Origin of the sequence: Nannocystis bainbridge, assembly GCF_028368995.1 — a bacterium.
In the GTDB taxonomy this organism is placed as follows: Bacteria; Myxococcota_A; Polyangia; order Nannocystales; family Nannocystaceae; genus Nannocystis; species Nannocystis bainbridge.
Genome location: NZ_JAQNDL010000003.1, coordinates 103,185 through 123,947, shown reverse-complemented (window position 1 = coordinate 123,947; position 20,763 = coordinate 103,185). Strand labels below are relative to the sequence as shown.

18 protein-coding genes are annotated in these 20,763 nt (G+C 70.2%); 8 read left to right on the top strand and 10 right to left on the bottom strand.

The annotated features are described in order from the left end of the window. The first annotated feature begins 98 nt into the window (after positions 1-98). The 3 genes from POL25_RS25985 (at position 99) to POL25_RS25975 (ending at position 4,438) form a co-directional block, all read left to right on the top strand. Positions 99-929 carry a TetR family transcriptional regulator gene (locus POL25_RS25985; RefSeq protein WP_272088884.1) on the top strand — a complete coding sequence of 277 codons (831 nt, stop codon included), beginning with the start codon at positions 99-101 and terminating at the stop codon, positions 927-929. Between the two features lie 404 nt (positions 930-1,333). Next, complete coding sequence (locus POL25_RS25980; RefSeq protein WP_272088883.1) at positions 1,334-3,661, top strand: pyridoxal-dependent decarboxylase; 2,328 nt, start codon at positions 1,334-1,336, stop codon at positions 3,659-3,661. A 57-nt stretch (positions 3,662-3,718) separates the two neighbouring features. After that, on the top strand, positions 3,719-4,438 hold the full coding sequence (locus tag POL25_RS25975; RefSeq protein WP_272088882.1) for a transposase: 720 nt from the start codon (positions 3,719-3,721) through the stop codon (positions 4,436-4,438). On the opposite strand, the gene POL25_RS25970 is transcribed toward POL25_RS25975, so the two are convergent. Continuing rightward, positions 4,435-4,806 carry a hypothetical protein gene (locus POL25_RS25970; protein WP_272088881.1) on the bottom strand — a complete coding sequence of 124 codons (372 nt, stop codon included), beginning with the start codon at positions 4,804-4,806 and terminating at the stop codon, positions 4,435-4,437. The two genes, POL25_RS25975 and POL25_RS25970, sit on opposite strands and share 4 nt — an antisense overlap. A 113-nt stretch (positions 4,807-4,919) precedes the next feature. Here POL25_RS25970 and POL25_RS25965 point away from each other — a divergent pair, with 113 nt between their 5' ends. The 3 genes from POL25_RS25965 to POL25_RS25955 all read left to right on the top strand — a co-directional run bounded on the left by POL25_RS25965 (position 4,920) and on the right by POL25_RS25955 (position 8,171). Then, positions 4,920-5,474, top strand: a complete 555-nt coding sequence (locus tag POL25_RS25965; protein WP_272088880.1) for a TetR/AcrR family transcriptional regulator — start codon at positions 4,920-4,922, stop codon at positions 5,472-5,474. A 148-nt stretch (positions 5,475-5,622) separates the two neighbouring features. Beyond that, on the top strand, positions 5,623-6,954 hold the full coding sequence (locus tag POL25_RS25960; protein ID WP_272088879.1) for an SCP2 sterol-binding domain-containing protein: 1,332 nt from the start codon (positions 5,623-5,625) through the stop codon (positions 6,952-6,954). A gap of 26 nt (positions 6,955-6,980) precedes the next feature. Then, a complete protein-coding gene (locus tag POL25_RS25955) occupies positions 6,981-8,171 on the top strand; it encodes an MFS transporter (protein WP_272088878.1) in 1,191 nt (396 codons plus the stop codon). A gap of 687 nt (positions 8,172-8,858) precedes the next feature. Here POL25_RS25955 and POL25_RS25950 read toward each other — a convergent pair. From POL25_RS25950 to POL25_RS25915, 8 genes are all read right to left on the bottom strand, one after another. Continuing rightward, entirely contained in the window at positions 8,859-10,055 is a 1,197-nt protein-coding gene (locus POL25_RS25950) for a low temperature requirement protein A (protein ID WP_272088877.1), read from the bottom strand. A 213-nt stretch (positions 10,056-10,268) separates the two neighbouring features. After that, entirely contained in the window at positions 10,269-10,727 is a 459-nt protein-coding gene (locus POL25_RS25945) for a DoxX family protein (RefSeq protein ID WP_272088876.1), read from the bottom strand. 57 nt (positions 10,728-10,784) lie between these two features. Further along, on the bottom strand, positions 10,785-11,048 hold the full coding sequence (locus POL25_RS25940; protein ID WP_272088875.1) for a DUF1427 family protein: 264 nt from the start codon (positions 11,046-11,048) through the stop codon (positions 10,785-10,787). A gap of 12 nt (positions 11,049-11,060) precedes the next feature. Continuing rightward, a complete protein-coding gene (locus POL25_RS25935; protein WP_267703569.1) occupies positions 11,061-11,717 on the bottom strand; it encodes a hydrolase in 657 nt (218 codons plus the stop codon). A 41-nt stretch (positions 11,718-11,758) separates the two neighbouring features. Then, positions 11,759-13,159 carry an alginate export family protein gene (locus POL25_RS25930; RefSeq protein ID WP_272088874.1) on the bottom strand — a complete coding sequence of 467 codons (1,401 nt, stop codon included), beginning with the start codon at positions 13,157-13,159 and terminating at the stop codon, positions 11,759-11,761. Between the two features lie 376 nt (positions 13,160-13,535). Then, a complete protein-coding gene (locus POL25_RS25925; protein ID WP_272088873.1) occupies positions 13,536-15,326 on the bottom strand; it encodes an amidohydrolase in 1,791 nt (596 codons plus the stop codon). 173 nt (positions 15,327-15,499) lie between these two features. Beyond that, a complete protein-coding gene (locus POL25_RS25920; RefSeq protein ID WP_272088872.1) occupies positions 15,500-16,081 on the bottom strand; it encodes a putative antibiotic biosynthesis monooxygenase in 582 nt (193 codons plus the stop codon). 57 nt (positions 16,082-16,138) lie between these two features. Further along, positions 16,139-17,149, bottom strand: coding sequence for a helix-turn-helix transcriptional regulator (locus tag POL25_RS25915; protein ID WP_272088871.1), 1,011 nt, complete (start codon positions 17,147-17,149; stop codon positions 16,139-16,141). 311 nt (positions 17,150-17,460) lie between these two features. Here POL25_RS25915 and POL25_RS25910 point away from each other — a divergent pair, with 311 nt between their 5' ends. Together POL25_RS25910 and POL25_RS25905 are read left to right on the top strand one after the other, a co-directional pair. Beyond that, positions 17,461-18,402 carry a LysR family transcriptional regulator gene (locus POL25_RS25910; RefSeq protein WP_272088870.1) on the top strand — a complete coding sequence of 314 codons (942 nt, stop codon included), beginning with the start codon at positions 17,461-17,463 and terminating at the stop codon, positions 18,400-18,402. 90 nt (positions 18,403-18,492) lie between these two features. Further along, positions 18,493-19,374, top strand: a complete 882-nt coding sequence (locus POL25_RS25905) for an SDR family oxidoreductase (protein ID WP_272088869.1) — start codon at positions 18,493-18,495, stop codon at positions 19,372-19,374. A 36-nt stretch (positions 19,375-19,410) separates the two neighbouring features. On the opposite strand, the gene POL25_RS25900 is transcribed toward POL25_RS25905, so the two are convergent. Continuing rightward, on the bottom strand, positions 19,411-20,439 hold the full coding sequence (locus POL25_RS25900; protein WP_272088868.1) for a hypothetical protein: 1,029 nt from the start codon (positions 20,437-20,439) through the stop codon (positions 19,411-19,413). Positions 20,440-20,763 lie beyond the last annotated feature (324 nt).

Sequence of the window (20,763 nt, the reverse complement as noted above, 5' to 3'; positions counted from 1 at the left end):
AACAGGGCTGCACGGAAGCGCCGTGTCGGCGATAATTGCATTATACAAAAATCAGGGTTGTGCAATACAAACCATGCCGAGGCGGAGGGGCGTCGAGGATGAAGATCGCGGAGCTTTCACGGGTCAGCGGCACGCATCGCTCGACCATCCACCACTACCTCGACCTCGGTCTGCTGCCGCGGCCCGAAACTCTGGGTCCGCGGCTCCACCACTTCGGCGACGAGCACGTGGCGCGGCTGCGCGAGATCAAGGGGCTGCGGGCCCAGGGGCTCGGGCTGGCGGAGATCCGCGAGCGCCTGGCCACTCGCCAGCGTCCGCGGACGCCGGCCAGGCGGCCGCGACGGCGCCGCGAGGGCGCGGAGGATCGTCGCGCGGCGATCCTCGACGCGGCGGCCCGGTTGTTCCTCGAGCGCGGGTTCGAGGGCGCCGACGTGCAGGCGATCGCGCGCGCGGCGGGGGTCGGCAAGGCGACGGTGTATCAACATTTCGCCAGCAAGCGCGAGCTGTTCGTCGAGTGCCTCGATCGCCTGCGCCTGTCGCTGGTGCCGGCGACGACGCGGGCGCAGCTCGCAGCGAGACAGACGCCGCTGATCGACGAGGGGCGCATGCGGGCGCAGGCGGTGCTGTCGCGGTTCGCCGGCTATCGCACGCTGACGAACCTGCTCGGAGCGGCCGCGCAGGGGCGCGACGCGGAGGTGGCCGCGCGCGCGCGCGAGGCCCTGCACCGCATGGTGATGAACGCGGAGCCGAGCCTGCGCCGGGCGATCGCCGCCGGGGAGCTGCGCCGCGGCGACAGCGAGCTATGGGCCTACATGCTGTGGGGGGCCTTGCTGGCCCTCGGCGACCGCCTGGCGCTCGACGGCCGCTATGCGCAAGCGGAGGCGCTGACGGCCTACGTCGATTTCATGCACCACGCGACGGCGCCGTGAGCCGGCGCGCGAGGGGCTGTCCATGAAGATTTCGCGAGCTTGCCCCGCCTTTTTAAAAAGGTGCGCTCGAAGGGCGCGTCCCCGGCCGTGCCGCGGCTGAGATCCGCGTCGATCGCGGGCCGGGCCGACCCGACGGCGAGCGCTGCGAAACTGCGCATTCGCGTCGGCGAGGACCGCAGGGCCTCGCTGGTGACTCTCCGGCCATTGGGCGCCTCCGGCCCCGGGCTCGCGCGCGCGCATCACCGCCCGCAGCGACGCGCCGTCCCGGCCCCGCGGCGATTGTGCGAAGCTCCGCCCACCTCATTTTCGGACCTGCCAGGAGAGCGATTCCAATGACCCAACGACCCAATCGAAAGCGGGGACCCCAGGTCTCTGCGGGCGCCGTCGATCAATTCCTTCAACACGTGGAGATCCCCTACCTCGAAGGCCCGGGTACCTCGTCGCCCGAGGCGTGGTTCCTGGGCTCCAAGGCGGAGAACGCGGAGGAGTTCGAGCGGCTGATCGTCGAGGCGATCCGCGATCAGGCGTTCTGGCGCCGCAACTTCCACCCCGGCGATCCGACCCTCGTCACCGAGGCGGTCAAGCGCCAGCCCGAATACGTGCAGGCGATGGGCAGCCTCACCGACAGCTACCGCTCGCTGCTCGGCTTCTTGAAGAAATCGATGCCGTTCTTCAGCACCCGCTACCAGGGGCACATGAACTGGGACACCGCGATGCCGGCGGTCCTCGGTTACTTCGCGGCGATGCTCTACAACCCCAACAACGTCGCCTTCGAGGGCTCGACGGCGACGACGATCCTCGAGCTGCTGGTCGGCGACGATCTGTGCCGCATGATCGGCTACCCGCTGCCGGACAAGGCCGCGTGCCAGGCCGGCGCGGTGCGCCCGTGGGGCCACATCACCAGCGGCGGCACCGTCGCCAACATCGAGGCGATCTGGTCGGCGCGCAACCTCAAGCTCTACCCGGTCGCCATGCAGGCGGCGCTGCGAGAGGACCCGTCGCTGGCCGCCGCGAGCGAGCTGCGCGTGCGGGGGCCGGGCGGCGCTTCGGCGCTGCTGCGCGAGCTCGACGCGTGGTCGCTGTGCAACCTGCAGGGCGACGACATCCTGGCCCTGCCGGCGCGCATCACCGCGGAGTTCGGGATCTCGCCCGACGTCATCACTGCGGCGCTGGCGAAGGTCTCGCCGCAGAGCCTGGGCATGCACGCGTTCTTCAGCCGCTACGTCGGCGAGCTGCGCAGCCCGCCGGTGATCCTGGTCCCGGCCACCAAGCACTACTCGTTCCCCAAGGCGGCCGCGATCCTCGGGATCGGCGCCGCCAACGTGCTCGACGTCCCGCTCGACGAGAACGCGCGCATGAGCATCCCCGATCTCGAGCGGATCTTGCTGAGCTGCCTGGCGGAGCGCCGGCCGGTGTACACGGTCGTCGGCGTGATCGGCAGCACCGAGGAGAGCGCCGTCGATCCGCTGCGCGAGATCCTCGCGCTGCGCGACCAACTGCGCGAGAGGGGCCTCGAGTTCACCGTGCACGCCGACGCCGCGTGGGGCGGCTATCACGTCAGCATCCTCCGCGACGACGACGCCCCGGCCGGCAAGCAGCCCGCGCCCGCCTCGCCGCGCGCCGAGGTCGGCTTCAGCCGCTACACCGAGACCCAGTACGCCGTGCTGCAGCAGGCCGACTCCGTCACCGTCGACCCTCACAAGTCGGGTTACATCCCTTACCCGGCCGGGGCCCTCTGCTACCGCAACGCGGCGATGCGCGACCTGGTCACCTTCAAAGCGCCCTACATCCTGCACGCGCAAGACGAGCCTTCGGTCGGCATCTACGGCGTCGAGGGCTCGAAGCCCGGGGCGGCGGTCGCCGCGGTGTTCTTGGCGCACAAGGTGATCCGCCCGAGCCGCAGCGGCTACGGCAGCATCCACCGCAAGGCGCTTTTCAACTGCCGGCGGGTCTATGCCCGCCTGCTCTGCATGGCCCGCCCCGAGGACAACTTCGTCGTCGTCCCCGTGCCGCGCCTGCCGGCCGAGATCGCCGGCGGCGACGTCGCCGCGCAGACCGAGTTCATCCGCTGGCGGATCGACGGCCGCGACCCCGAGGAGCTGCTCGCCGACGAGGAGGCGATGGCGCTGTTCGCCGAGATCGGGCCCGACCTCAACATCCTCACCTACGCCTTCAACTTCAAGCACCCGGACGGCCGCATGAATACGAGCCTGGCCCAGGCGAACCGCCTGAACAAGGCCGTCTACGAGGTCCTGAGCCTGCGCCCGGGCGAGGACCCGTCCGGCCACCCGCTGCTGGTGACCACCACCGACTTCGAGGACGCGCACTACGGCGCGCAGTTCATGGACAGCTACAAGCGCCGCCTCGGCGTCGAGGGCCCGGGGCACGCCGTCACGGTCCTGCGCTCGACGGTGATGAACCCGTGGCTGACCGACTTCGGCGACGACACCTTCCTCGACATGCTCGAACGCGAGTTCCGCCGCGGCATCTCGCGGGCGCTTTTCCGCGACTCGATGGCCCAGGTGTTCGAGGAGATCGACGCCAACAATGACGGCCAGCTCGACCGCGCCGAGGTCGAGGCGAAGTTCCGGGCGATGGGCTACGCCGACGAGGAGATCCACGAGTTCCTGCGCTCGAGCGACATCAGCCGCGACAACAACATCTCGAAGCAGGAGTTCCTCGAGAGTTTCTCGCAATTGCTGGTCCGCACGAACCTCGGGCCCCGGCGCTAGCCCGGATTTCTCACCACGGTAAGGAATTCCGGCCGTACTTCCCGAGTTTGAGCGGGTGTGAAACGATTGCTGGCCACCCAGGGGTACGGCCGGAACACGACAAGGTGTATCCGCGCCGAGTTCGATTTTCAACCTGCCGGACGCCGCCGGGTCGAGGCTGCGTTCGACGCCGGACGGGTCAGCTCGGACGGCGGTTTGCTGCTGCTGCGCGAGCTGACCAAGAGCTCAGGTGTGTTTCGAAGGTTCGCGTCCTGCTTCCGGGACCACCGCGACCCGAGCCGCATCGAGCACACCGTCGAGGAGCTGCTGGCGCAGCGTGTGCTGGGCCTTCTGTGCGGCTACGAAGACCTGAATGACCATGACACGCTCCGCGACGACGCCCGAGCGCTCGGCGACGACAAGGCCGCCCCACAGGCACCGGCGCGTGCGATCGAGCAGGAGCTTGATGTCGGCCTGGAGCTGGTCACCGTGCAGGCCCGAATTCGCCCGCGCCCGATTGACCCGGATCACCGGGTCGTCGCGCAGCAGCAGCAGCGTGCCGTACAGCGTCAGGATCGCCGCCCAGTCGGTCACCCCCGAGCGCCGGCGATCTGCGTGCACCGCGTGGATCGTCGCCCGCAGCGCCCGCAGGCCCGGGCGAGGACCCAGCGCCGCCCACAGCAGCGCCTCACCGTCCGCGATCAGCTCCCCGCGCCAGCGCTCGCCGTGCTGACCGCGGTGATGCGCGGGGTCGCCGCGCACGCGGCCGCGCGCGCGTCGCACGACTCGATCGGCTAGGCATTGAGCTCGGTGATGAGTGCGTTCACCTGTCGCGCGCAGTCCTCCCACTCCGGCAGAGGCGAGGGAGGACTGGCGAGCAGGGCCCCGAGGATCGATCGCGCCCGGTTCGCTGCGTCGAGGGCCAGCGTGCGGTCGCCCTGCGCCCGGCGGAGCCGCGCGAGCTCGGTGAGCTTCTGCGGGAACGACCGCACCAACTCGTCGATGATGGACCGCGACTCTTCGTACAACGAGCGCGCCGCCTCGAGCTCGCCGCGTTCGAATTGCACTTCGGGTGCCTGCCGGGCCTGGTCTTCGGACCAGGTTGTCTGTCGTCGCGCATCCCGTTGATCCGGCCTGTCGCTCGTCACGCTCGGCCAGCCGATCACTGCCCGCTCACCGCACACCGGGCTGCGCCGACCTCAGCGGATGCGGGTGCCGCGCAAGAACGTGCCGCACCTTCGCGCTTGTCAGCGGGGCCGGTCATGGTATGATGACCAACATGCGATACTCCGAGGGCCACAAGGAGGCCATACGCGAGCGGATCGTCGGCGCTGCCTCGGAGGCGCTACGCCGCGACGGCCTGTCGGGTGTCAGCATCCCTGCGCTCATGAAGAATGCCGGGCTCACCCACGGCGGCTTTTATGCGCACTTTGAGAACCGCGACGAGCTGGTCGCCGAGGCCGTGCTCGCGGCCGCCGCCCGCACTGCCGAGGACACGTTCGCGGACCGCAACAGCCTCGGGCAGACGCTCGAGCGCTACTTGTCGCCCGGACATCTTGAGCACCCCGAGCAAGGCTGCGTGCTGGCGGCACTGGGCGCCGAGGGCGGCCGCAAGCCTTCCTCCGTTCGCAAGGCCTTCGCCGAGGTGGCCCGCGGCCTGCTGCGATTGGTCGACAAGAAGCTCCACCCGCGGCGGTCGGCGCGGGCCCCAAGTGACGCGGCGCTGCGCCTCACGGCGACGATGGTCGGCGCCGTGGTGCTCGGTCGACTCGTCGACGACCCCGCGCTCGCCGACCGGATCCTTCGCGCGGCGCGCGAGTCGGCGCCGAGCTGAGCCGTGCGACCACACAGGGAGCGTCGCAGCGGCCACGGCGGCTTTTTTTTGCTCGATAGAATGATGACCATCATCTCATACGCATCTACCCACCATTCGCGTCGTGGACTTGACGCGCGTGGAGCCTCCGGCTGAGAGAAAGACGAACATGGCGATCAAGGTTCAAGAGCACCCGACGGTCGTACAGATCCGGAGCCGACCGGCGCCGGTCCCCGTCGGTATCACCAGCGCGTGGCTACGCGAGGTGGCCCTCGCTGCCGGCGCGGACGATGTCGGCTTCGTCGCCATCGACCGCCCCGAGGTCGCCACCGAGCGGCCCTTCGTCGAGGAGGCGCTACCGGGCGTGCGCACGCTGGTCGCCTTCGTCGTGCGCATGAATCGCGACAGCGTGCGCAGCCCGGCCCGCAGCGTCGCCAATCAGGAGTTTCATCGCACCGGTGATCACGCCGACGAGGTCGCGCAGGCGATCGCACGCGCGCTCGTCGAGAAGGGCCACCGCGCGGTCAACCCCTCGATCGCCTTCCCGATGGAGATGGCGCGCTGGCCCGCGCGGATCTGGGTCGTCTCGCACAAGGTCGTCGCCGTCGCCGCGGGCCTCGGACAAATGGGCCTGCACCGCAACCTCATCCACCCGCGCTTCGGAAATTTCATCCTGCTCGGCACGGTCCTGACCGACGCGCCCGTGGACGCCGAGACCCAGCCGATCGACTATAACCCGTGCATCGATTGCAAGCTGTGCGTCAGCGCGTGTCCGGTCGGGGCGATCCAATCGGACGGCCACTTCGACTTCTCGGCCTGCAATACTCATAACTATCGCGAGTTCATGGGCGGATTCGTCGACTGGGTGGCGACTGTCGCCGACAGCAAGGACGGCAGGGACTACCGCGAGCGCGTCAGCGACAAGGAGACGGTGTCGATGTGGCAGAGCCTGGCCTACGGGCCCAATTACAAGGCCGCCTATTGCATGGCCGTGTGCCCCGCCGGCGAAGATGTGCTCGGCACCTACCTGAACGCGAAGGCTGGTTTCCTGCGCCAGGTCGTGCGGCCGCTGCAGGACAAGGTGGAGCCGCTGTATGTGCTCGCGGGCTCGGATGCCGAGGCTCACGCGGCCCGGCGGTTCCCGCACAAACGGCTCCGGCGGGTCCGCAGCGGGCTGAGCCCGGATTCGGCGCGTGGCTTCGTGCTCGCGCTGCCGCTGATCTTCCAGCGCGGCCGCGCGAAGGATATGGCGGCGACGCTGCGGTTTCGTTTCACCGGGGCGGAGCAGTTCGTGGCGACGATCCGCGTGGCCGAGGGCAAGCTGACGATCGTCGAACACGAGGATGACCCGGCGGACGTCGTCGTCGAGGCGGACGCCGCGACCTGGCTCGGGATCGCCAGCGGCAAGCACAGTCCGGTGTGGGCCGTGATGCGCGGACGCCTGCGTCTGCGCGGCGATCGCAAACTGTTTCAACGCTTCATGGCCTGCCTCGCCCGCTGAGCGAGACCCCGCGAGAGCGACCATTCATGCTGAGCCGCACCATCTTTGTGCTCGCGCTGGCGAGCTTCGCCACCGGTACCGAGGCCTATGTGTATGCCGGCCACCTCGAGGCCCTCGCCGAGGAGCTTGACCAGCCAGTCGCGGCGGCCGGGCAGCTGGCCACCGCCTTCGCGTTCACGTATGCGATCACTGCGCCGTTGATCGCCGGCCTCGTCGCCCACCTCGGTCGGCGCCCGGTGATCGTCGCAGGGCTCGCATTGCTCGGCGGCCTCAACCTCCTGGCCGCGGTCAGCCCGACATTTTGGGGCTTGATCGTCATACGGATCCTCTGCGGTCTCACGGCAGGGCTGGTCGGACCGATCTCCTCGATCGCGGCCGCCGAGCTCGCGCCGCCCGAGCGTCGCGGGCAGGCGATGGCGATCGTGTTCGGCGGCATGACCCTCGCGTTCGTGCTCGGGATCCCCGTGGGTAGCGCGATCGGTGATCTCGCCGGCTGGCGCGGCACCTTCGTGTATGCCGGTGTGATCGCGATCGCGGCGGCGCTGGCGATCCGCCTCGTGTTGCCGGCCATGCCCGGGGGTACACGAACCGATCGCCACGCCCTGTCGATCGTGCGTGAGCGTCCCGTCCATGCCCACCTCCTGCTGACCCTCGTCGGCTTTGCTTCCACCTTCACGGTGATCGCCTATGTCGGGCCGGTCGTCACCGCGATCACCGGCCTCACGGGCTCGGGCATCGGCGTGATGCAGATGCTGATCGGCCTCGGCAGTATCGTCGGCATCGTCGTCGGCGGGCGCAGTGCCGACCGGCCCGGCGCACAGCGCGTGTTGGTCCTCAGCTTCCTCGTCTCGGCGTTCTCGCTCGCGTCGTATTCGGCCCTGATGAGCGGTCCGGGCCTCGTCGCCAGCGCGATCGCCAGCGCGCCGGTACTCGTGATGCTGGCCGTCGGCATGGTGCTCGGCGCGTCGGCCCTGTTCACGCGCACCCCGATCGTCCAGGCCCGGCTGCTTGCGGTAACCCGGCCCGAGGCCCGCCCCGTTGTGCTCGCGCTCAACGGCTCGATGGTGTTCTTCGGCCAGGGGCTCGGCGCTAGCATCGGGGGCGCGGCGATCGGCCTCGGCGGCATCGAGGCAATCGGCGGCGCGGGGGCCGCCGTCGCGCTCGTCGGAGCTCTCCTGGCGCTCGCCGCGTCGCGGGCTTCGGCGTGCGATGCGTAGACGCGACGATGCTCGTCGACCGCCTCACCAACGACGCGCAGTCTCGGGCTGGCCCAGCTTGCGGCGATTTCGTGGTCACTCGACGCGGAACACCGCGGGTTCGGTTATGCCTTCCCTCGCTGTCCACGCGATCCCGCGCCCCGGTACGCACCGCGACTCGCAGCCACACCCGCCGTCCGTCTCACAGCTCCCTGCCAGCGAAGGATCGACCAGCACCTCCCAGTCGACTACGATCTGGCTGGTCGTGACGTCGAACCCGTCGAGTGCGATGTCGGGGCGATTGGGAGCGGCACAACTCCCGGCCGCCGCGCACGTCTGCCCTCCGGCTGGGGCGGCCTGTCGATCGAGTCCGTGCGCGCCAAGTTCCGTCGACCTCGCGCTGAAGAATCACGGAGACGTAGCGGACCTGCAGCGCCACACGACGGCCCGGCTGCTGCGCGAGCACCCCGGGCCACCCAACGGTGATCGAGACGCTGCTGCGCGCGAGCCAGACGGAGCTCGAGCTCGAGCGCTGGCCCGAGGCGATCGACCTGCGCGCACTGACGGTCGCGCGCGAGGGCGAGCACGCGACCGGGCGCGACTACGCCGAGCTCGCGGCGGTCTACTACAAGGGGCTCGACGTCGAGAACGCCGACAGGGTGCGGAAGGAGGCCGAGGCGCGTGGGCCGGCAGCCTGGCGGGTCTCGCCTAGACGCGCCGCCGGTGCGTGGCGGCTTCGGGCGTCTCGCACGACCGCGTGTACCACTCCCAGGCTGTCGTACCGCACAGCACTAGCGTCGCCAGTGCAGATACTGCCAGGGCCGGCAGCGCGCCCGCGGCCAGTCCGATAAGTCCCAGCGCCACCAGCCCCAGCCCATGCGCCGTGCGTGCGCGTCCGAGGACGGCGCACTTGAACAGCAGGTTGCCCAGCAGATACAGCCCCGCGCTGCCCAGTACCGCCAGCGCCGCGCCCGGATGCGGGTGCCCGACCGGGTGCGCCAGCACGAACTCGTCCGCCACCGCGCCGACGATGATGCCGGCCACCAGCAGCACGTGGATGTACGTGTAGGCGAGCCGCGCCAGCCGGCCCGGGTCGGTGGCATGTGAGATGGTCTGCGCGCCGCGTTCGGCGATGGTGTCGAAGTACAGCCACCACATCGCCAGGCTGCCGATGAACGACACCGCCATCGCCGCGATGTTGGCGGCGTCCCAATCCAGCCCCGCGAAGGTCGACCCGGTGACGAGCACCGACTCGCCCAGCGCGATGATGATGAACAGCGAGCAGCGCTCGGCCATGTGGCCGCCTTCGACGTTCCAGTCGCCCACGGTGGAACGGCCCAGGCCCGGCGTGTAGAAGCCCACCGTCGGGCCGATCCACTCGATGCCCAGCGCGAGCATCCAGCAGAACCAGCGCGTCGGTCCGTCCGCCAGGCCGCCCGCCAGCCACGGCAGGGCGGAGGCGCCCAGCCACGCGGCAATGCGCTGGAAGTTGCGCCGCATGACCCGCGATTCGCCGCGCACCGCCCACAGGAAGAACAGCGTGCGCCCGAATTGCATGAAGACATAGGCGAGCGCAAACGCCAGACCACGCGAGCCGAACGCCTGCGGCAGCGACGCCGACAGCAGCAGCCCCGCGGTCATCAGCACCAGCAGCAGCAGGCGGATGGCGAGTTTCTCCGGGTCCAGCCAGTTGGTGACCCACGAGGTGAAGATCCACACCCACCATACGGCCAGCATCAGCAGCAGCGCCTGGGCGCCACCCACGAGCGTGAAGTTGGCGATCAGCAGATGCGACAGCTGTGTCACCGCGAAGACGAACACCAGGTCGAAGAACAGCTCGATGTTGGTGACGCGGTGGTGGCCGTTCGTGCCCGAGAGTGCCGGGCGGAGGTAGCTGCGGGGCATGGTGGCAATGCTTTGCATGGAGGCGGGACGCGCTCGGTCGCCGCGCCGCACGGTCGTGATGTCCGCTGTGTCGGCCCGGATTTCTTACCACGGGTCGCTGGGCCCGCCGGAAGGCCGACCGGCGGGGCGGGCGGTCACTGCGCGGGGTGATGGGCCGCAATCGGCCGGGGGCAGGACGCGCGCGGCGATCAAGGGGCGCGAGCAGGCGACGGCTCAGGCGCGCGGCGGGATGAACCGCGCGTAGAGCCGCCGATAGCGCTCGAGCAGGCGGTGGTCGCACGAATAGCGGCCCGGTCCCGTGGCGACCAGCGTCGCGTAGGGGAGCGCGTAGAGCAGGGCGGACTGGACGTCGGCGCCCTCGAAGCCGCGGGCGGCCATTGTCAAGACCATGAGCATGGTAAAGACCACCGGCAGGGCTGCGAGCCGCGTCAGGAGGCCGAGCGCGACGAGCACGCTGCACAGGCCCTCGGAGAGGAGCGCGAGGGCGAGGCTGGCGGGTGCGCCGATCCCGAGCGGGTCGGGGAATTCGCGCAGCTCCTCGTCGAATCGCAGCAGTTTCGGGCGCATGTGAAAGGTCCAGATCAGGAGGCCGGCGCCGATGCGCTGCGCGAGCAGGCCGAGGTCGCGGGCCTTCTCCAGCGCCGGCGCGAGGCGGGGGTCGATCACCTTCATGACGGCTCCGGAGGGTGGTGAGCGGAGAGGTGGCCGCCGCGAGCGCGGGCGGCCGCGTCATCGGTCATCGGCGTCGCCATGGGCGGGTTCGGGCGCCGGAGCGCCGGTGATCTTGGGCGCGCACTCGCGGGCGAACCACGCCGCGGACAGCGGCTCTCCCACGAGCACGCGCCGCGCGATCGGGCCGACCTGCTCGCCGAGGAGCATGCCGAACAGACCGAGCAGCGCGACGAGCGGCGGCGCTGGTGAGCGCACGCCGAGCGCGCTGTACAGGGCGCCGACGAGCGCGCCGACTGCCAGCGAGACGAGGTAGAGCTTCATGGGGGGGGGACCCTAGTGCCCGCCCTCCGACGCGCCGAACATGGTCTTCGCGTAGATGATCCCGAGGCCGTAGGCGCCGCCGAGCTCCTTGGCGAGGCCGGTGACTGCGTCGTAGGTGCCGACGCGGGCCCAGTCGCGCTGGAGCTCGAGCAGGTACTGCAGCGAGGTCATCGGCCGCGCGCCGGCCTGGACCATGCGGTCCATCGCCCGCTCGTGGGCCTCGTTCGACACGTCGCCGCAGGCGTCGGCGATCACGTAGACCTCGAAGCCCTGGTCGAGGGCCGACAGCGCCGGGCCGACGATGCAGACGGACGTCCACAGGCCGCCGAGGACGATACGCGGCTTGCCGAGCTTGTTGACGCGCTCGGCGATCTTCGCGTCCTCCCAGGTGTTCATCGACGTGCGGTCGATGACGTCGTGCTCGGGGAACGCGGCCTTGATCTCCGAGAAGATCGGGCCGGAGAAGCTCTTCTCGGCGACGGTGGTGAGGATCGTCGAGGCGCCGAAGATCCGCGCCGCGTGGGCGACGAGGCCGGCGTTGTTGCGCAGCAGCACGGCGTCGATCGACTTGGTGGCGAACGCCATCTGCGACTGGTAGTCGATCAGGATCAGGGTGTGGTCGTGGGGCGTGAGGAGGGTCTTGCCGGGGGCGGCGATGGCGGTGGGCATGGTTCGGTCTCCAGGTTTGCGTTGCGGTGCGGTCTGCGCTCTCAGAACTTGAGGGTCAGCCAGGTGGCGAGGAAGTCGACGTCGCGGGTGCGTCCGGCCTGCGCGAGGAACGGGCCGCGGAAGAAGCGGCCGACGGTGACGACGAAGCCGACGTGCCGCCCGAGCTCGGCCTCGAGGGTGGCGCCGGCGCGGTGACCGACGAACCGGGCGCCGCCGGGGTCGGCGATCGTCGGCTCGCCGGGGACGTTGTAGAGGCCGTCGGCGAGGCTGTACCGGCCGAGGACCACCCAGTCGAGGGTGAGGCTCAGTGGCTCGACCGGCGTCAGCGTGAGCATCGGGTGGGCGTCGAGGAAATTGGCGGGCCCGACCAGCGCGTCCTCGCCGAAGTACGAGCCCTTGGGGAACAGCGCGGAGAAGGTGCCGAAGGGCCGCCCCGGGCCGCGATCGCCGGAGGCGACGTCGAGCCGCAGGCCGAGCCGCGGGTCCCACGGCAGCGGCAGGCGCACGCCGGTGTCGCTGGCCACGGTCCACGCGAGCAGCGGCGCGGCGCCGAAGCGCCCCGTTTGCAGCACCGCCTCGACGTTGTAGTCGAGTCGCCCGGCGGCGCCGAACCAACGTGTCCCGAGGGACAGGCGGCGCTCGTGGGCCCGGCCGCGGTGGTACTCGGCTTCAGGGCGGTCGAGGTAGAGCGCGTAGACGTCGACGTGGCCGCCGCGCAGCGGCGAGGGCACGGTCAGGTAGGCGCCGGCGAACCACTGACCGCGCTCCCAGCCGTCGTCGAGGACGCCGGGCACGGTGGCGACCGGGCGGGTGACGAACAGATGCGCGTGGACCCGGCGGACGGACAGGATGACCGACACGCCGTCGAAGCTGCGGCGCACGTTGGGGCCCTCGCGCGGCGAGACGAGGCGGCCGGAGCCGAACGCGAGCTCGTGCCGGCCGGCGCGGACGATGAGGCGCAGGCCCGGGCGCTCGAGGTCGAAGTCGGCGAAGGCCTGGTGGAAGTCGAAGTCGTCGCGATCGATCGCCCGCGGCCCGCCGGGCCGCCCCGTCTCGAGCCCGCTCTTGACCTGGGCGAACGCGCGGAAGTACGGCGCCCGGAGCTCGGCGTGGAACATGTACCGCTGCATCCACGACAGCGAGCGCGGCGGACCGGCGCCCCAGTCGAGGTTGCGGAACCAGTCGAGGCGCTGGCGCGTCTCGCCGCCGAAGCTGAGCGCGACGCGGCCGCGCGGGCCGAGCGGGATGTACTTGAGGACATCCAGGAAGCCGGCCCGGCGGCCGCGGTCGCGCAGGTAACGGTAGTCCTCGTCGGCGCGCAGCAGGCGGTAGGGCGGCGGTGCGGCCGGCCGGCCCTCGCCGCGGCCGGCGAGCGCGGCGGCCTCGGTCGCGCCGGCGGACTGCGCCGGCGATCCGGGCTTCAAGGCCGGCGGACGACGCATGTCCGCGGGGACAGGGGCACGCGCTGCCGGAGCGCCGCGGAGGTCCGGCACCGGGGCGGAGACCTGCGGCGGCGCGGCGTCGCTACGGGGGAGCGCGGGGCCGACTGAGAGGCTGTCCGTGGGGACATGTCCGCTCGCCGGGCGCTGCGTGCTAGCGAGGCTGTCCGTGGGGACATGTCCGAGCGCCGGGTACCGCGCCTCGGAGAGGCTGTCTGCAAGGACAGGCTCGATGGGCCAGGTCGTGGGTCGCGCGAGCGCGTCCGACGACGCCCCGAGGGCGACCGCGAGGACCGCGGTCGAGGCCGCGCGCGCGCCGGCGCGGGGGCGCGAGCCGGGTCGGCGCGCCCCGCATGCCTGAAAGGACATGTCCATACGGCTAGAACACGGCGCAGGGGCAGGCGAGACCGGCGGCGTGGTGGTGATGATGGCGGTGGGCGCGGTGCAGCGCGCGCGCCACGGCGCCCGGGTCGTAGCCGCCGTGGTGGGCGGGCGGGGCCCAGTCCGGGCTGAACGGCAGGGGCGGCGGCGCGAGACCGCCGAAGTCGCCGCTGGCGTGGACGACGTCGCCGCCGACCACGGTAAGCTCCGAGGTGATGCCGCGGATTTCCGCTTCGGGCACTGCGAAGTAGTCGGCGGACAGCACTGCGAGGTCGGCGAAGCAGCCGGGGGCGATCCGACCGCGCTCGCCGTCCTCGCCGGAGAACCAGCCGTTGCCCGCGGTGTACAGGCGCAGCGCCTGCTCGCGCGAGAGCCGGCCGGAGGGGCCGAGCAGCTCGGTGCCGCCGACGCTGCGGCCGGACACGAGCCACCCGAGCCCGACCCACGGGTTGTAGCTGGCGACGCGCGTCGCATCGGTGCCGCCGCCGACGGGGATCCCGGCCGCGAGCATGCGACGCACGGGCGGCGCCTCGGCGGCGGCCTGCGGCCCGTAGCGGCGCATGAAGTGCTCGCCCTGGTAGGCCATGCGGTGCTGGATGGCGACGCCGCCGCCGAGCGCGGCGATCCGATCGATGTTGCGCGGCGAGACGGTCTCGGCGTGGTCGAAGAACCACCGCAGGCCCTGAAACGGGACCTTGCGGTCGACGGCCTCGAACACGTCGAGCATCCGCGCGATCGATTCGTCGTAGGTCGCGTGCAGGCGGAACGGCCAGCGCCTGGCGACGAGGTGCTCGACGACGGCGCCGAGTTGGTCCTCCATGTGCGGCGGGAGGTCGGGCCGCGGCTCGAGGAAGTCCTCGAAGTCGGCGGCCGAGTAGACGAGCATCTCGCCGGCCCCGTTGAGGCGATAGTAGCCGTCGCCGGCGCCCGGGGTCAGGGAGCTCGACCAGCGGGTGAAGTCCTCGAGCTCCTGGCCGGGGCGCTGGGTGAACAGGTTGTAGGCGACCCGCACCGTCAATTGCCTGGCGGCCGCCAGCTCCTCGATGATTTGATAGTGCTCGGGGTATTGTTGAAACCCGCCGCCGGCGTCGATCGCCCCGGTGACGCCGAGTCGGTTGAGTTCGCGCATGAATTGACGGGTGCTGTTACGCTGGTCGTCGAGCGCGAGCCGCGGGCCCTTGGCGAGCGTCGCGTAGAGGATCCACGCGTTGGGCTTGGCGACGAGCAGGCCGGTCGGCTCGCCGTGGCGGTCGCGCACGATCACGCCGCCGGGCGGATCGGGCGTGTCGCGGGTGTAGCCGACGGCGCGCAGCGCAGCGCGGTTGAGCAGCGCCTGCGCGTAGAGGTGCAGCACGAACACCGGCGTGTCGGGGGCGGCGGCGTTGAGCTCGTCGAGCGTCGGCATGCGCCGCTCGGCGAACTGGAACTCCGACCAGCCGCCGACCACGCGCACCCACTGCGGCGGCGGGGTCCGTAGGGCCTGCTCGCGCAGCCGTCGCAGCGCCTCGCCGAGCGAGGCGACGCCGTCCCACCGCAATTCGCTGTTGTAGGTGAGGCCGCCGCGGATCAGGTGCAGGTGCGAATCGATGAGGCCCGGAATGGCCGTGCGGCCGCGGAGGTCGATCCGCCGGGCGTCGGCGCCGGCGCGACGCAGGACCGCGGCGTCGTCGCCGACCTCGATGAATCGACCGTCCCGCACCGCGACCGCCGAGGCGGCGGGTGCCTGCGAATCCATGGTCGTGATCCGGCCGTTGTAGAGGACGAGATCGGCGTCGGCTGCGTGTGTCATGGGGCTCTCGGGCGCGGCGAATCGAAGCGGCGCCGGACGAAGATGGCCGTCTGGCGCCGCGCCGTCTTGTACGATGTTGATGTCCGCCCGGCGCGGCCCCGTGAATCGCCCGGGAGAGATACCGACGATTCGCCGAAAGTGCCGCGCGAAATGGCCGGGAGCGACCTCGTGCACTACTTCGGGTTCGAAGAGTCCTGGTGAGCGACCCGCGCCTCGGCGTAGAGCCAACCCCGGAGCAGGCGAACGTAGCGCGGCATGATCACGAACGTCACGATCGCGACGATCACGGCCGCGGTCACGACATGCCGCACCCCGTAGGCCCCGAGCGGTTCCGCGGCCTCGAAGAGCGGCGCGAGCAGCGGTGGCACGAGCATCGTGAGCGGCGCGATGACCGAGGTCGTCACGAGCCACTGCTTCCAAGCGGGTGGGCGTCCCTCCGCGGGCAGCGTGAACCAGAAGTCGATGCCGCCCTTCAAGAGCGTGTCGTCGGTCTCGATGATCTCGCGGATCTCTGCGACGAGGTCTCGTCGATCGTCCGACTCGATCCAGCGGCGTGCGTCGTCAACGGTGGCGAAGCGCAGCATGCTCACGTACTCGCCGTCGAGCGCCGAAGGACGCACGACGTGCCGGCCCTGATATCCGGGATAGCCGTTGGCCGTGCGGAGGGTCTTCTCGAGCCAGGCCTCGTAACGCGGCCGTGCCCCGGTCTTGACGCGGTGACGGACCATGAAGACGGTGCTCTCGTCGGTGCTCATCGAGGTGCGATCGTACAGGAAGCGTCGCGCCGTCTTGTACGATGTTGATGTCGCGGCTTATGCTCCCCGGCGCGGTCCCATGAATCGCCCGGGAGGGATGCCGACGATTCGCCGAAAGTGCCGTGCGAAATGGCTCTGGTCGTGAAAGCCCAGCGCGAGTGCGACGTCCGAGATCGCCGACCCGGCGAGCAGAGAGTGCTTGGCCTGCTCGATCCGTGCGTTGAGCTGGTACGAATGCGGCGCCAACCCGACATCCGCGGTGAAGCTGCGCACGACGTGCTCCTTGCTGACGCCGGTGACTGCCGCGAGCCGATCGAGCGTGACGGACGCGGCGAGGTGTGCGTCGAGGAATTCTCGCGCCTGCTTCACCAGCGCCCGCTCGCGGCGGCGCGGAGCAGGTTCGCGGCGGCCGCGGAGCAGGCGAGACGTCAGGGCGAGCCAGGCCGTCTGGGCAGCCAGCGGGGTGTCGTCCAGCGCCGCGGCGAGTTCGGTGACGAGCTGCCCGCTGCCCAGCTCGTCGGTGAGCTCGAAGCGTACGGCGCGACCCAGCTCTCCCGCGGCGTCGGGCTCGAGCTCGTCGGCCGCGCGCTCGAGCGCCGCAGGCGAGCAATACAGCGAGACGAACGTCCAGCCCTCGCGGTGCGCGGACGCCCCGCTGTGGACCTCGTCCGGCGGGATGACCAGCACGTCGCCCGGTGCGAGCGTGTGCTGGCGACGACCGACAGTCTGCTTGCGCGCGCCGGCGAGGACGTGGATGACATGGGCCGCCGCGTGGAAGTGGGGCTCGAACGCGTCGCGCACCTGGACTCCGTGGTGGACCTCGACGTCCGGGAGGCTCTGTCCGCGGATCACACGGACGGGGCAGCGGTCGTGCCTGATCGAGTCTCTGAGGCTCATACGTGCCGCCAGTTTCGCACCGAAGGAGGTGAAATAAAGCCCGAGATTGATGCCGTCAGGCGAACAGTCTTTCCACTTTCCTTGCGGTAGTCTTCGAGCGCGATAGGGCGGCGCGCGCGTCTCGCCGACGGTGAGCTCGGTTGGTTCGGGCGCGTCGAGCCGGACCGTCATTGTAGGGGGCATTGCGTCGACGAGCGCCGGCGGCCCGGCCCCGCTGGCCCAGGCGTTGCCGTGGCTTGCGCTGCGGGGCCTGCGCCGGCGCCGGCGTCGCTGATCGCGGGCGGGAAGTCGGCGAGGCCCCCGCGTACAACGTCGAGGCGCTCGCTCGCGGGCGCCGCCCGCCCCCGGCGCCGCTACTCGTAGTTCGGCCGCTGGAACCGCAGCGTCGGCTGCATGCTCCCGAAGACGGACCACCTCGAGAGCAGCGACGAGGAAAACGCGATCGGGTGAATAGCGAGGCTCATTCCTGCAATGATGCATGAATGAGCCTCGCCGCCGATCCTTCCGACCTCTTGCTCGTCGCCCGTGTTCTCGAGCGAGGTAGCTTCGCCCGTGCGGCGACGGACCTTGGGCTGCCGCCGTCCACGGTGTCACGGCGCGTGGCGAGGCTCGAACGACAAATTGGGGCGCGGCTCTTCGAGCGCACGACGCGATCCCTCCGACCGACCGAGATTGGAGAGCAGCTCGCTCGTCTCGGCGCGACGATTCGCTCGATCGCGCTGCAGGCCGAGCACGTCGTGTCCGACCACCTCGATGCACCCCGAGGAACGCTCCGCATCAGCGTCCCCACGCCCGTCATCGATACCTTCCTCGGCATCGCCCTGTCGGAGTTCGTCCGCCGCTACCCCGACATGCGCGTCGAGGTCGTCGCCACGGACGCCCTCGTCGACCTCGTCGCGGAGGGGTACGACGCGACCATCCGGATCGGCTCCAGCTCGGCAACGTCGCTCGGGATCTCTCCGCTCGCGAGCATCGTGCCGGTGCTTGCCGCTTCGCGTGCCTACCTCGAGCGGGCTCCACGTCTCGAGCGGCTGGGCGATCTAGCGAGCCATTCGCTCGTTGGGCACGCCGTGAAGAAGCGAACGACGTGGACCTTCGTGAGTCGCGCCGGCCACCAGGAGCGACTCGAAGTGGCTCCGCGCATCGTCACCAACTCCTCACCGCTGACGACTCAATGTGTGATCTCCGGAGCCGGAATCTCGATTCTTCCCCGCTCCGTCGCGGCGAGAGAAGGACTGGTCGTTCTCGAACCTGGCGGTTACCGGCCGCCTCCGGTGAGCCTCTCCATCATGGCGCCGAGCGCGCGCGCAAAGACGCCGAAGACCCGTGCGTTCATCACCCTCATGAAAGAGTTCGTCTCGACGCACGCCGACCTCTTCGACGTCATCGGCACTCGCCGAGCGGCGAGGCAGAAACCGATGTAACGACGCTAGCGTCCGTTTCGTGCTTGGATGCACTACTGAGATGCGGATTCGTCTCTTGTGGCACGACCGGCTCGGCGTCACGCTCGGGACATGAGCAACAGCAACGTACTGGTCACTGGCAGCAATAGCGGCCTCGGTCGCCTCATCAGCCTCGCCCTCGCCCGCCGCGGCCACCGCGTGTTCGCGACGATGCGGGCGCCCAACACGAAGAACGAGCGCGCGGCCGCCGAGCTTCGAGCCATCGCGGAAGCCGAGCGGCTCACGCTTCACGTCGTCGAGCTGGACGTCACTGATGACCGTTCCGTGTCCACGGCTGTAGCGGCCGCCGAACGTGCCGCCGGGCACCTCGATGTCATCGTAAACAACGCGGGCTACGCGGTCGGCGGAATCAACGAAACCTTCACCTCAGAGCAAGTCCTCGCGGAGCTCGACACGAACGTGGTCGGCGCACATCGTGTGAACCGCGCCGTCTTGCCGGCGCTCCGCAAGCGTCGGGCGGGGCTGCTCATTCACATCTCCAGCACGATGGGCCGCCTGACTGCGCCTTTCAATGGCATCTATTGCGGGTCCAAGTGGGCTCTCGAAGCAATGGCCGAGAGCTATCGGTACGAGCTCAAGCCAACGGGCGTCGAGGTGTCGATCCTCCAGCCGGGAGTCTTCAAGACCGGAATCCTCACTTCGACGGTGACGGGCGCCGATGCCGAAAGAGCGAATGGCTACGGCTTGGAGGCCGCGGCCTCGAAGCTGCAAGAGATGATTACGGCCATGCACGACGGTCCAGGAGCTTCGGACCCCGAGGAGGTGGCGCGGGCCGTGGTGGCACTCGTGGAAGCCCCCGCTGGGACGCGGCCGCTCCGCGTCGTCGTCGATCCCAGTGGAGGAGGTGCGGGCACGGAGGCCCTCAACCACGCTGCCTCGGAGGTTCAGCGAGGTCTACTCACGGCGCTCGGCATGCCGCAAATGATCGACTGACGGTCGGCGGCCAAGGCGCGAGGAGCGAACTTCGCTTCATGGTTCGCAGTACGGCCCCGGTGGACGTCCATGCGCGTTCGTGGCGGGGATCGAAGGCGAGGGCGTACGAGGCGAGCCGGCTGGCATCCGAACCGGTGATCCTCGACGAGCTCGGGGAGGTGCCGGTGGTGCTGTGGTCGGGCGGAGGACGAATGCTGCGGGCGTTCGAGCGGCGCGTCGGAGGCAGGGCCCTGCAGCTCGCGCCGGCGGATGGCGAACATCTACGCGACGCGGAGACGGGTCTGGCGGCAAGGCTCTGCTGCCCGGGACCGTCGCCGTCGCCATGCCCAGCCGGCAGCGCGGCTCGGGGCCGTACCACAGGCGGACATGATTGTCGCGCAGCTCAGCCAGCAACCGCCGCAGCCCATGAATCAACTCGCTCGGCGTCCCGACCGTCGCCGCCGCGGGCAAAGCGACGCCCAGCGCTCCGGGCCAGTCGGTGAGCATGAGCTCGTGGTACGGGTAGAAGTGCTCGAGGAGGCTCCACATCATGATCGTCACTGCGAGCCGATTGCTGCGCGGGCGGTCACGCTCGGCGCAGGCATCGAGCGCTGGCGGCTCGGCGAGGGCGAGCGGGGCCGTCTGCCCGGTGAATGCGCGCGGGTAGCGAATGTGGAGACCGCTGCCAACGTCGGCGACAACGACATCGGGAGCCGAATGGTCGGCTGCGACGAACTCGCTGCGATAGATCGTGCGCTGGCCGGAGACGCCGGTGTGACGCCAGCCCGGGCCGGCGGGATCGGGCGCTCCCGCGGCGGGGACTGACCCGGCGATTTGGATGTCCGGACCGATGCGCGCGGCCCATCGCTCGAGGTCGCGGGCGAGCGCGTCCATGTCCTCGGCGCGCTCGGCCACCTCGACTCCGTCGGCCGCGAGCACCGACCACTCGTACGTACTCGCCTCGGCCGGATAGAAGTAGCGCAGGTGGCCGTACACGCGGGCGAACACGACGAGGTGCTCCGGTCGTTGCAGCGGGCGTTTATCGGGCCCGACACTTCGCTCGGAGGAGGTCGCCTCGATCGTCACGTCGTGCAGCCACGCGGCGATTTATCGGGATTGCTGGTCCGGGCTCGCGTGCAAACGCGGATGTGTTCACCTCCGCCGATGTTTGTAGCGACACGGGGTGTACACTCGCCGGTGACAAATCACCTACACCCCCGTCGCTCGCCAGCGGGGGCGGGTCGCGCGCGGAGCCGATCTCTACATCGGAGAAGTCCCGAGCGCGGAGGCTTGACTCGGCCTGAGGATCCCGAGTAGGGTCGCATTGTCAATACATTGAGTTCTTCGCTGCTGGCGCGATCTCGGTCGCAGCCCACAAAGAGCGGGCGGGGCATGTCCACATTCGGTCAA